The organism is Erythrobacter sp. AP23 (genome assembly GCF_001542855.1).
Taxonomy (GTDB): Bacteria; Pseudomonadota; Alphaproteobacteria; order Sphingomonadales; family Sphingomonadaceae; genus Qipengyuania.
On the sequence record NZ_LNBY01000017.1, the window covers coordinates 612,144 to 623,206 of the forward strand.

Sequence of the window (11,063 nt, forward strand, 5' to 3'; positions counted from 1 at the left end):
CGCTACACCTCATCATAAACCACCTCGAGCGATGGCTTGGGTTCGTAGGAACCGCCGCGCATATCCGCCTGGGTGGCGGGCACGAGCTTGACGTCACCGCCGGTCTCGTCGGCGCTGAACAGGTCCAGCAGTCCGTCCTGTTCCAGCGGCTTGGGCTGTTGCGGGGGCGCCTTGGCGACATTCTCGGCCAGTTCCTCGAACAGTCCGGCCCATTCGCCACCGGGCTTGCCGATGATCTGGTAATTGGCCGATTTGCGGCGGATATCCTCGTCGGCGGGAATCGCCGTCAATACCGGGATGTCGACCGCATCGGCGAAGGCCTTGGCCTCCCCCGTACCGTCGTCCTTGTTCACGATCATGCCGGCAACGCCGACATTGCCGCCCATCTTGCGGAAATATTCGACCGCCTTGCAGACATTGTTGGCGACGTAGAGCGATTGCAAATCGTTCGAGCCGACGACGATCACCTTCTGACACATGTCGCGCGCGATCGGCAGGCCGAACCCGCCGCACACCACGTCGCCGAGGAAATCGAGCAGGACGTAGTCGAAGCCCCATTCGTGGAAGCCCAGCTTCTCCATCAGCTCGAAGCCGTGGATGATGCCGCGCCCACCGCAGCCACGCCCGACTTCGGGTCCGCCGAGTTCCATCGCGAACACGCCGTCGCGCTGGAAGCACACATCCTCGATGGTCACTTCCTCGCCCGCGAGCTTCTTCTTCGAAGAGGTCTCGATGATCGTCGGGCAGTTCTTGCCGCCGAACAGCAGGCTGGTCGTGTCGGACTTGGGATCGCAGCCGATCAGCAGCACGCGCTTGCCCTGCTGCGCCATCATGTAGCTGAGGTTGGAGAGCGCGAAGCTCTTGCCCGATCCTCCCTTGCCGTAGATCGCGATGATCTGCGTTTCCTTGGTCACCTCGTTCGAGGAAACCGGATCGGGTTCGATCGCGGCTTCCTCACGCAGGGCCTGGGCTTGGGTTTCGAGCATCGTCATGCGTATTCGCTCCAGTCGAGGACCATCTTGAGGCAGTCCCGGTCGTGAAAGGCCGCCGGATAGGCTTCTTGGGCCTGTGCGGCGGGTGCGATGTCGGAAATCAGCCCCGACAGGTCGAGTTCGCCGGATTCGATCATTGCGCGGGTCGAGGCGAGGTCGTCCGCCTGCCATTCGGCGGCCACGCGCAGCCGCGCTTCGCACTGGAAGGCCGGCGGGAAGGCGAAGCTGATGCGGCTGGTATAGAAGCCCGCCAACACGATCTCGCCGCCGCGTCCCAGCCGGTTGATCAGAATGTCGAAGACGTCGCTGCTGCCGCTCGCATCGATGATGGTGCGATAGTCGTGGCGCTCGTCATCCTTGGGCGCGATCACGTCGTAGCCCACGGCGCCCGTCCGGCGGTGCGGCTTGTTGTCCCACACCGTGGGAGCCGGCGCACCCGAGGCGATCGTCATGCGTGCGAGCAACCGCCCTAGGACGCCATGGCCGACGATCAGTTCCGGCGGTTCGCCACCCTTGAGCGCATGCAGCGCCGTGGCGGCCAGCGCATAGAGCACGCCTTTTTCGGCCAGGTCCTCCTCGACGGGCAAAGCGCGGGCAGAGGGGACAATTACGCGCTGCGCCGTGCCCCCGAACAGGCCGCGCGCATCTGCATAGCAATCCGCACCGGGCACGAAGACCCATTCGCCGATCCGCTCTTTCGCCTCCTCGCCCGCTTCGACGATGCGGCCGACGGATTCGTAACCGGGCACCAGCGGATAGCCCATGCCGGGGAAATTGGGCATTTCGCCGGACCAGAGCAGTTTCTCGGTCCCGCTGCTGATACCGCTGAAGCGGATGGCGACGGCGACGTCCGACGGCCCGAGGGGGCGCAGGGCGAGACGTTTCAGCGCCAAGCGCCTCGGAGCCTCGAGTGTGACCGCCATCGCATCCATTGCCGTGCGCTCTCTCCCTCTGCACCCGCTTCTCGGGAAAGCGATGTGCAATATGTCAGCTACGCCTAACGCCCCGATGTGTCAAATATGAATGACAGTTTGAGTGTCAGGCTGTGGCAACAATCAGGGAGGTTATCAGCGGCTGGTTTGTGGCGATCCTGCGCGAACGCGCAAAACCCGCCTCGGCGAGCATCGCGCGGATTTCTTCGGCGCGCCGGGGCCTTCCGGAGCCCATCGCCCACAGATAGAGGCCGAAATAGGCATCCCCCATCGCCTCGGCCCCGGGTGTGGCGGCCATGGGTTCGGCGACAAGAAGCTGCGCCCCCGGTCGCATGGCCCTGTGGATATCTTGCAGGAGTTTCTGCGCCGGAGCATCGTCGTGATCGTGCAGGATCCTGACCAGCGAGACCAGGTCGTAGCCCTGGGGGATCGAGTCGGTGAGGAAGCTTCCCGCGTGGAACTCGGGTTGGGTGCCATGGTGATCCTGTTCGAAACGCCTGCGCGCAAGGGCGACGACATCGTGCAGGTCGAACAGGCCCAGGCGCAGGTCCGGATGCGCGGCAGACAGGCGGCGCAGGAAAGTGCCGCTTCCCCCGCCGACATCCAACAGCGATCGATGATTGTCGAACCGGAAAGCTGCGATGACTTCGTCTGCGACCGCCACCTGCGAATCGGCCATGAGTCTTGAATAATCCGCCGCCGCGCCGGCCGGATGCGAGGCGTCATGTGGCTCTGCCGAGTAGGTCCAGAAGCTCGAGAGGTTTGTCGGGTCGCGTCGGTCGCCCTTCAGCAAGGCCAGCGGATCGGCGAGATCGGCGTAGAGCAGGCGGTGGTGGCGAATCATGGCAACCGCACCCGGATTGCCCTGAAGCGCCGCGCCGTGCCGGCCGAGCAGCCACCAGCCAGGTTCGGCTTCTTCGGCGAGGCCGATTGCAGCCGCGGCGCGCACGAGACGCGCGGCGGCGTCATCGTTCAGCCCGGTCGTCGCTGCGATGTCGGCAAGCGAGGCGGGGCCATGTTCGAGTCGATCGAGCAGGCCGGACTCCACCGCCGCCAGCGTCGTCTGCGTGTAGGTGAACCCCGCCACGAGGTCGAAGACTGCGCGCGCCCGGCGCCGCGCGATGGGCCGAAGCAAGGGATTGCGCGCGGCATGGCGCTGGAAGCTGCGGCTTGCGAACAGCCGGTTGCGCCAGGCGATCAGGCGCATCCTGAATGTCTGCGGCGGGGCCGGATCGGGGTACAAATCTTCGTGCATTTGTCCAATGCAGTGGACAGGCGGCATGTAAAGGTCAATGATATTGCGCGGAGGTCGGACCCTATGGGCGACAGGATCGTGATCATCGGAGCGGGTATCGGCGGGCTGGTGACCGCCGCGCTGCTCGCAGCCGCAGGCCGCGATGTCACCGTCATCGAAAAGGAACCGCATGTCGGGGGCAAGGCGCGCCGGGTGATGGTCGATGGCCGGCCGGTCGATGCAGGCCCCACGGTCTTCACATTGCGCGACGTGTTCGAACAGGTCTTCAACGCCTGCGGCAGCACACTCGACGATTGGGTTGCAACGCGCCCCGCCGCAATCGTCGCCCGGCATGCCTGGAGCGAGGAGGAGCGGCTCGACCTTTACGCCGATCCGCAGCGCAGCGAAGAAGCGATCGGCGATTTCGCCGGGGCCGATGCGGCGCGCGGCTATCGCAGTTTCCGTGCCGAAGCCCAGCGGATCTACGATATTCTCGACGCCAGCCTGCTGCGGCGATCCAAGGTCCACTGGCCGCTCCCGCTGATGTGGCGGATCGGATTGTGGCGGGTCGGCGATCTGATCGCGATCCGGCCTTACGAGAGCCTGTGGAAGGTGTTGGGCGAACACTTCGCCGATCCGCGGTTGCGCCAATTGTACGGCCGTTATGCCACCTATTGCGGCTCGTCTCCCTTCGATGCGCCCGCCACGCTGATGCTGATCGCGCATGTCGAAGCGCAGGGCGTTTGGCTGATCGAAGGCGGGATGAGCGCCTTGGCCGAAGCGCTGAAGGGGCTCGCGCAGCAACAGGGCGCGCGCTTCAGGCTGGGCGAGGGCGTGGCCGAAATCGAAGCGGACCGCGCGGGCGTCACCGGCGTGATCCTGGCCGATGGCGAGCGGATCGCCGCCGATGCCGTGGTCTGCAATGCCGATCCCGCCGCGCTGGCGAGCGGGCGGTTCGGGACACGCGCGCAGCGTGCGGTCGGCGCGACAAAACCCTGTCGCCGGTCGCTGTCCGCCTATGTCTGGCTCGCCCATGCCGAGACCCGCGGTTTCCCGCTCTCGCGCCACAACGTGTTCTTTTCACCCGATTATCCAGCAGAGTTTCGTGCGCTCTCGACGGGCGAACCGATTGCCGATCCCAGCGTCTACATCTGCGCGCAGGATCGCGATGCGGATGGCGGTGCCGGCCCGAGCGGTCGCGAACGCCTGCAGATTATCGTCAATGCCGCCGCCACCGGCGACACCACTCACCCCACCCAGGAGGAACTCGACCGATGCACGCACGCCATGACGCGCAGCCTCAGCCGCTGCGGGCTGCAACTGGAGGCGCCGATGCCGCACTCGCTGGTGACCCCGGCGGATTTCGAGGCTCTGTTCCCCTCGACGGGTGGGGCCCTTTATGGACGGGACTCGCACGGATGGGCGGCATCCTTCCTGCGCCAGGGCGCGCGGACTCGGATCCCTGGGCTCTATTGCGCCGGGGGGAGCACCCATCCGGGCGCGGGCGTGCCGATGGCCGCCTTGTCCGGGCAGATCGCGGCGCACACGCTGATGGCCGACCGCGCTTCGACGCGCCGGTCGCGGCCGGTGGCTATGGCTGGTGGTACGTCGATGCGATCAGCGACGACGGACGCCACGGCCTGACGATCATCGCCTTCATCGGCAGCGTATTTTCACCCTATTACAAGGCGAGCGGGCGGGGCGATCCGCTGGACCATTGCGCGCTCAATGTCGCGCTTTACGGGCCGCGCAGCCGCTGGGCGATGACCGAACGCCCGCACAGTGCGGTGGTGCAGGAGCGCGACACGCTGGCCATCGGCCCGAGTAGCGTGCGCTGGACCGGCGAGGCGCTGGAGATCCGCATCGAGGAACGCGACAAGCGCGTCGGTATTCCATGGCGGCGGCGCGTGCGCGGCACGGTGCGCGTGCATCCCGAAGCGCTCAACCCGGTCGGCTACGCGCTCGATCCGGCGGCGCGCCATATCTGGCACTGCCTCGCCCCGCGCGCGCGGATCGAGGTGGAGATGGACCAGCCTGGTCTCAAATGGGGCGGGCGCGCCTATCTCGATTCCAATCGCGGGACCGAGTCGCTCGAGGAGGGCTTCGATGTGTGGCACTGGTCGCGCGCGCATATGCCGGAAGGCGCGGTTGTCTGTTACGAGGGCAAGCGGAGCGATGGCTCACGCTTCGCGAGCGCGATCCGCTTCGACCGGCAGTGCTTGCCGCAGCGCGACGAGCTGCCGCTAACCGCGCCGCTGCCCAACACGCTGTGGCAGATGAAACGCAAGACCCGCGCCGATCGCGGCCATGCCGGCGTAATCAGGACGTGGGAGGATGCGCCATTCTACGCGCGGTCGACGCTGTCTTCGCGGCTTTACGGCGAGCAGGTGGTGGCGGTGCAGGAAAGCCTCGACATGCGGCGCTTCACCTCACCGATCGTCCAGTTCATGCTCCCCTATCGCATGCCCCGAACCAGCGGATGAATCCGCCTCGCGCTTCTTCTGCTTGTCGCGCTCGATCTCGCGATTGACCGACCACAATTGGTAGCCGCCGAAACCGAAGGCGACGAGCGCAGTGAAGACGATCTCGATCCAGCCGAAGTTCTCGCTGAGGGCTTCCATGCCAGTTTCTCTCCTCGTCAGGCGACCTTAGCACGGGCATCGAGAAAGCGTCGAATATGCTCCGCCGCCTCGGCGGGACGTTCCTCATGCGCAAGGTGGCCAAGCCCGGGCAGCACCTCCAGCTGCGCATCGGGCAGGCGCTCGGCCGCCTTGCGTACCGACGCCAGCGGGATGGCTTCGTCGCGCTCCGAATGGACGAGCAGCACCGGCCCTTGCAAGTCGACGAGATATCGCTGAAGCGGTTCGAGATCCCAATTCGCCATCATCGCCAGCGCCGCTCTGCAATGACCGGCGTTGCCCAGCAGCACCTCGTAGCAATGCAGACCGGCGGCATCGATCCGCGAATTGGTCGAACGACGTAGAAACCGCGCGGTCTCGCCGCTCAGACTGGCGATGCCAGCAAATACGCGGGGAACCAGTGGATTGACGAACAACAGCTTGGCCATCAGCGGCAAGAGCTGCGACCCCAGACCGGGGAAGGGTGCAAGCGCCGGGTTAAATCCGATAACCGGAAAGTTCGCGCCTCGATCGCGGATCATCTGCAGCGCGATGGCCGCACCCGCCGAATGGCCCACTATCGCAGCGGGCGACAGCTCCAGGCGATCGAGCAGCGCCCGTAGCTCTCTGGCCATCCTCGGCAGCGTCATCGCCCCACCGGACGCGCGCGAGAAAGCGTGACCGGGAAGGTCGGGCGCGATGCAGGTATAGTGCTCGGCCAGCGCGGGCATGACATCGCGCCAGGAATGGCAGGATGCGCCGGTGCCGTGCAGCAGCAGAAGCGGCGGGCCTTCGCCCATCGTCTGGACATGCCAGCGAACGGTGCCGCAATCGACGAAACGGCTCGATGCGCGGTGCGGCCAGATGCTGCCCTCGCGCTCCCAGTTCAACGCCCGGCTCATGCCGCGCGTGCCTGCGTGCTCGCGCCGACCGCGGCATGCAGTCTCCGCGCATCGGCCAGGGGCAGGGCAAGGAACCGCGCCTGCATCGCCTGCGCAAGGCGCGCCGTGTCGGGCGTGCTGCGGGGAGAGATATCGACCACCAGCGCCTCGATGCCGCGCACCGCGATAGCCTTGGCCGCCGCGTGGGCATCTTCGGCCGCGCGGCTGCGGCTGGCGCTGCCATCGCCGGCGATGTTGGCGCGCCCGTCGGTCAGGATGACGAGCGAAGGCGTCCTTCCTCGCAGCTCGACTGCTTCGGCCACTTCGCGTGCCGCCTGCAGCCCTGCGGCGAGCGGTGTGCCACCACCGCCCGGAAGCTCGGCAAGTGCGCGCCGGGCGCGGGTCAGCGAGCGGGTAGGGGGCAAGAGCAGTTCGGCGCCCGTGCCGCGAAAGGCGACCAGTGCGACTTCGCTGCGGGTGGTGTAGGCCTGCGCCAGCATCAGCTCGACCGCACCCTTGGCCTCGGCCAGTCGTGCGGCCGCAGCCGAGCCCGAGGCATCGACGCAAAAGATCGTGACCTTGGCCGCGCGCTCCTCGAACCGGCGGACGCGCAAATCCTGCTTGTGCAGGATCAGCCGGGCTCTCTCTGAAAGGCCGGCCTCGCGCCGGCGAAGTGGTTGCCAGGGCACCGCCGCCCGTAGGGAATCGATCAGCGCCAGCCGTGCTCCGCCGCGCGGCATGCCGGGGCGCGCGCCGAGCGGCTTGCCGCGCACTGTCGACTTGCGCCGTCTCCCGCCGCCGCTGCCGTGCGCCCGCCGCTTGGACTTCCCGGACGAAAGCTGCGCCAGAAGGTCGGGCGGGATCGCTGCGGCAGCGGCTTCGAGCATGACATCCTCCAGCGGCCTGTCGCCGGGATCGGACTGGTCGCGCTCGCCATCGCTGCCGGTCTCGCGATCGGGTTCTGGCGTTTCCTCGTCTTCCAGCGGCGGCAATTGCGTCGCGCGCGGGGCGAGAACCAGCCGGGCGGAGGCTTGCAGGTCGGCGGTGGAAGGCTGCTCTCGGCCCTGTAGCGAGGCATGGGCGCGCGCGGCTTCGGCAGCAAAGATCAGCGGCCGGATCGAGCCGACGCCCAATGCGGCAGCCGTCGCCGCAAGGCCCTCCAGAGCGTCGTCTTCGAGCGGAGCGACCGCATCGATCGGGATCGCGCTTGCATCGGGCATGGGCGCATCGAGGGCTGCAACCCGTGTCAGGTCGCAGATGAAGGCGACGCGTTCGAGCAGCGGGGCGGGCGGCGCCTCGTCCTCCGCAATTCCGTCGTCGAGCAGTACGAGGCCGAAGCGGTTCCCGGTTTCGGCAATATCCAATTGCTGCGCCAGCCTCCCGGCGAGCGCCTCGGTCATGCGCTCGGCCATCGCTGCGATCAGGATCGTGCCGCCGGCCTTTTCGAGGATACCGCGCTGGCGGACCGTGCTTCCAGCGGCAAGGCTTGCGGCGATGTCCACGCCGCCGAGCAGCCGCTCATCGTCGACATGCGGCGGCAGGCGCCGGAGCTGGCCGTGCTGTTCATGCAGTCGCTCGATAACCAGGTCGCGCGCCGGGCCGCCGCCCCGAAGGCACAGGCCACCCAGCTTGTCGGGCGCAATGAGAAACAGTCGCAGCGCCAGCAGCGCATCCGCCAGTGGATCGACTGGCGGCGCCGCGGTCATCCGAACAATTCGTCGATCGCGCGTTCGATCCGCGCGGTCGAGCCGGTCTCGTCGAGCACGTCGCGCCGCAGGCGATGGCGCAGCGCCGATGGCGCGATCGCGATCACATGCTCGCGGCGCACGGCTCGCGCGCCGTTCAGCGCGGCCAATGCCTTGGCCCCGCGCATCAGCGTCAATTCTCCGCGCAGCCCGTCGGCGCCGACCGCGATGCACAGTTCGGCGCAATCGGCCAGCACCGCCTCGGACACTTTCATCGTCGCGATCTTCTTCCGGCCGCGAGCCACCTTGTGCAGGATTTTCGCGTCTTCCTCGGCCCATTCATCGGCGAAGCCTTGCGGATCGCGCTCCTGCGCGGCGCAGCGGCGCATGATCTCGACCCGGTCGGCCACATCGGCCGGCGTGCGCACCTCGACCGACAAGCCGAAGCGGTCGAGCAATTGCGGGCGCAATTCGCCTTCCTCCGGATTGCCGCTGCCGATCAGCACGAAACGCGCCGGGTGGCGAACCGAAAGTCCCTCGCGCTCGACGACGTTCTCGCCCGAGGCCGCGACATCGAGCAGCAGGTCGACCAGATGATCCTCGAGCAGGTTGATCTCGTCGATATAGAGGAAGCCGCGATGCGCCTTGGCGAGCAGGCCGGGTTCGAACGCCTTTTCGCCGCTGCGCAGCGCACGTTCGAGATCGAGCGCGCCCAGCACCCGGTCCTCGGTCGCGCCCAGCGGCAGGTCGACGAAGGGAACCGCGCGTTTCCGGAGCGGGCCGCTGCCGCACACCTCGGGATAGCGCGCCTGGTCGTCCTTGGAGCAGCCGTAGGGGCAGTCCTTGATCGCCGAAATCGGGGGCAACAACCCGGCAAGCGCGCGGGCCGCGGTCGATTTTCCGGTGCCGCGATCGCCGAACACCATGACCCCGCCGATCGCCGGATCGATCGCGCTGACCAGCAGCGCCTGCTTCATCTCGTCCTGAGCAACGATCGCGGAAAAGGGGAAGCGCGCCATATGCTTGGCATATCTGGACGAGCATTTTGCCGACGGCAAGCATTTTGGCCTAAGCTTGCCCAAGCGCGCGCTGCCTGCAGATGCGGGTCGCTGGACGGCCGCTTTCGCCATGCCGCAATCGCCATCGGGCAAGTCCCCAAGAGCATGCCCGGCGGCAGGAAATGTCGGTTTTAATGGAAGTCCACTGGTCGGGATGACTGGATTCGAACCAGCGACCCCCACACCCCCAGTGTGTAGTACGATTTCCAGTAGAATTCAGAAAAGATGATTTAATACAGAGTTATATTGCCGAATTGCAACGGCCTTCGTTATCTCAGATTGACCGAAAACATTGAGGTTTTCGGCAAAGCGTGCTTACTATGTGATTACTTTTTTGGTGGAGCGCGATTTGGACAAGCTAACGCAGGCGAGGGTGGAGAAAGCGGAGCGGAAGCCGAAGCAGTACATCCTCTGGGATCGCGACCTGAAAGGCTTCGGGCTGCGTATCTCGCCAGGTGGCGCGAAGTCGTACGTCATCCAGTATCGCATGGGTGGCCGAGGTTTTCCTGCGCGCCGTTACACCATTGGCAAGCACGACAGCCCCTGGACAACAGTCGCAGCCAGAAGTGAAGCGAAGCGGTTACTCGCTGAAGTCGAACTCGGCCGTGATCCGAAAGAAGCCGAAGAAGAGCGGCAAGCGGATCAACTGAACAGCCGCTTCGAGCAGTTCGCGGAGCAATTCCTCGAGCTGTATGGCCGGCGCGAATGGGCCGAGAACAATTACAAGAACCAAGCGGGTTACCTACGAAACTGGATCATACCCGTGCTGGGCAAGAAGCCGTTAGCCACCATAAAGCGGAAGCACATCACTGCGGTGTTGGACAAGGTTCCGGCGAACAAGCCGTCGTTGCCTCGCAACTTGTTCGTGTTGATGCGCTTGATGTTCAATTGGGCAGTCGATCGCGGTGCTTTAGAAGCTTCTCCCGTCAGCGGTATGAAGCCACCTAAGCAACCACAAGAGCGCCACCACATTCTCGCTCACGATGAGCTGATACTGCTTGCCGCGTATGCGCCGAAAATGGGCACAGTGTGGGGCAACATGATCCAGATGCTGCTGTTGACAGGCCAACGCAAAAACGAGGTGGCGAGGGCAGAATGGTCGGAGTTCGACAGTGCCAATCGCTTGTGGACGATCCCTGCAGCAAGGACGAAGAACAGCCGCGAGCAAATCGTGCCGCTCAATGCAGGAGCTATGGCTTGTCTCGATGAGCTAGCGGGTGTCGGGGTGAAAGACGCTGAAAAGCGCTGGCCCAAGCGCGGTTTGGTGTTTTCGCACAAGGACGGCAAGCCCGTGTCGGGCTTCTCGCGCATGAAGCGACGCTTGGATAAGGGGCTGGCGACGGCGAGTACGGTGGAAATGCAGCCATGGCGTTTGCACGACTTGCGGCGCACTGTGGCGACAAACATGCAACAACTGGGCGTTCGCTTCGAAGTGACCGAGGCCCTACTCAATCACGTGTCGATTACACATGCAGGCGTCGCGTCGGTTTATCACAGGCACGATTGGCTGGAAGAAAAGCGCGCCGCGCTCGACGCGTGGAGCGAGAAGCTTGCGGAGCTCGCGGGCGACTGGGATGGAATCTTGAGCAGAGAAAGCAGGGACAAGGTCGGGCCCCAACCGCACTCATGATGTTCCTCAGAAATTGGACTCGAGGGCGGCATT

General features: G+C 65.6%; 10 protein-coding genes. 3 read left to right on the top strand and 7 right to left on the bottom strand.

What is annotated here, in order from left to right:
- Positions 1-2: 2 nt before the first annotated feature.
- From ASS64_RS12895 to ASS64_RS12905, 3 genes are all read right to left on the bottom strand, one after another.
- Entirely contained in the window at positions 3-992 is a 990-nt protein-coding gene (locus ASS64_RS12895) for a chlorophyllide a reductase iron protein subunit X (protein WP_067695134.1), read from the bottom strand.
- Positions 989-1,924: a chlorophyll synthesis pathway protein BchC gene (gene bchC, locus ASS64_RS12900; protein WP_067695136.1), complete on the bottom strand. Its 936-nt coding sequence runs from the start codon at positions 1,922-1,924 to the stop codon at positions 989-991. Before bchC ends, ASS64_RS12895 begins: the two co-directional genes overlap by 4 nt.
- A 106-nt stretch (positions 1,925-2,030) precedes the next feature.
- Complete coding sequence (locus ASS64_RS12905) at positions 2,031-3,179, bottom strand: methyltransferase (protein WP_234002400.1); 1,149 nt, start codon at positions 3,177-3,179, stop codon at positions 2,031-2,033.
- Between the two features lie 63 nt (positions 3,180-3,242).
- Here ASS64_RS12905 and crtD point away from each other — a divergent pair, with 63 nt between their 5' ends.
- Together crtD and ASS64_RS12915 are read left to right on the top strand one after the other, a co-directional pair.
- Positions 3,243-4,802 carry a 1-hydroxycarotenoid 3,4-desaturase CrtD gene (gene crtD, locus ASS64_RS12910; RefSeq protein ID WP_067695142.1) on the top strand — a complete coding sequence of 520 codons (1,560 nt, stop codon included), beginning with the start codon at positions 3,243-3,245 and terminating at the stop codon, positions 4,800-4,802.
- A 119-nt stretch (positions 4,803-4,921) separates the two neighbouring features.
- Positions 4,922-5,641 (top strand): hydroxyneurosporene dehydrogenase, encoded by a 720-nt coding sequence (locus ASS64_RS12915; protein ID WP_067695145.1) that lies wholly within the window; start codon positions 4,922-4,924, stop codon positions 5,639-5,641.
- Here ASS64_RS12915 and ASS64_RS12920 read toward each other — a convergent pair.
- From ASS64_RS12920 to bchI, 4 genes are read right to left on the bottom strand one after another with little or no spacing between them, the layout of a single operon-like run.
- Entirely contained in the window at positions 5,588-5,779 is a 192-nt protein-coding gene (locus tag ASS64_RS12920) for a hypothetical protein (protein ID WP_067695146.1), read from the bottom strand. The genes ASS64_RS12915 and ASS64_RS12920 overlap by 54 nt on opposite strands.
- 17 nt (positions 5,780-5,796) lie before the next feature.
- Positions 5,797-6,678, bottom strand: a complete 882-nt coding sequence (gene bchO, locus ASS64_RS12925; RefSeq protein ID WP_067695148.1) for an alpha/beta fold hydrolase BchO — start codon at positions 6,676-6,678, stop codon at positions 5,797-5,799.
- On the bottom strand, positions 6,675-8,363 hold the full coding sequence (locus ASS64_RS12930) for a magnesium chelatase subunit D (protein WP_067695150.1): 1,689 nt from the start codon (positions 8,361-8,363) through the stop codon (positions 6,675-6,677). Before ASS64_RS12930 ends, bchO begins: the two co-directional genes overlap by 4 nt.
- Positions 8,360-9,361 carry a magnesium chelatase ATPase subunit I gene (bchI, locus tag ASS64_RS12935; RefSeq protein ID WP_067695151.1) on the bottom strand — a complete coding sequence of 334 codons (1,002 nt, stop codon included), beginning with the start codon at positions 9,359-9,361 and terminating at the stop codon, positions 8,360-8,362. The genes ASS64_RS12930 and bchI overlap by 4 nt, the downstream gene beginning before the upstream one ends.
- 331 nt (positions 9,362-9,692) lie before the next feature.
- On the opposite strand from bchI, the gene ASS64_RS12940 reads away from it, so the two are divergent.
- Positions 9,693-11,030 (top strand): site-specific integrase, encoded by a 1,338-nt coding sequence (locus ASS64_RS12940; RefSeq protein ID WP_083508354.1) that lies wholly within the window; start codon positions 9,693-9,695, stop codon positions 11,028-11,030.
- The last annotated feature ends 33 nt before the right edge of the window (positions 11,031-11,063 follow it).

What these genes read in the sequence shown, in the direction of transcription:
- bchC (WP_067695136.1), bottom strand. Translation starts at nt 1,924, where the DNA reads ATGGATGCGATGGCGGTCACACTCGAGGCTCCGAGGCGCTTGGCGCTG.
- ASS64_RS12920 (WP_067695146.1), bottom strand. Translation starts at nt 5,779, where the DNA reads ATGGAAGCCCTCAGCGAGAACTTCGGCTGGATCGAGATCGTCTTCACT.
- crtD (WP_067695142.1), top strand. Translation starts at nt 3,243, where the DNA reads ATGGGCGACAGGATCGTGATCATCGGAGCGGGTATCGGCGGGCTGGTG.
- bchI (WP_067695151.1), bottom strand. Translation starts at nt 9,361, where the DNA reads ATGGCGCGCTTCCCCTTTTCCGCGATCGTTGCTCAGGACGAGATGAAG.
- bchO (WP_067695148.1), bottom strand. Translation starts at nt 6,678, where the DNA reads ATGAGCCGGGCGTTGAACTGGGAGCGCGAGGGCAGCATCTGGCCGCAC.
- ASS64_RS12915 (WP_067695145.1), top strand. Translation starts at nt 4,922, where the DNA reads ATGACCGAACGCCCGCACAGTGCGGTGGTGCAGGAGCGCGACACGCTG.
- ASS64_RS12905 (WP_234002400.1), bottom strand. Translation starts at nt 3,179, where the DNA reads ATGCACGAAGATTTGTACCCCGATCCGGCCCCGCCGCAGACATTCAGG.
- ASS64_RS12895 (WP_067695134.1), bottom strand. Translation starts at nt 992, where the DNA reads ATGACGATGCTCGAAACCCAAGCCCAGGCCCTGCGTGAGGAAGCCGCG.
- ASS64_RS12930 (WP_067695150.1), bottom strand. Translation starts at nt 8,363, where the DNA reads ATGACCGCGGCGCCGCCAGTCGATCCACTGGCGGATGCGCTGCTGGCG.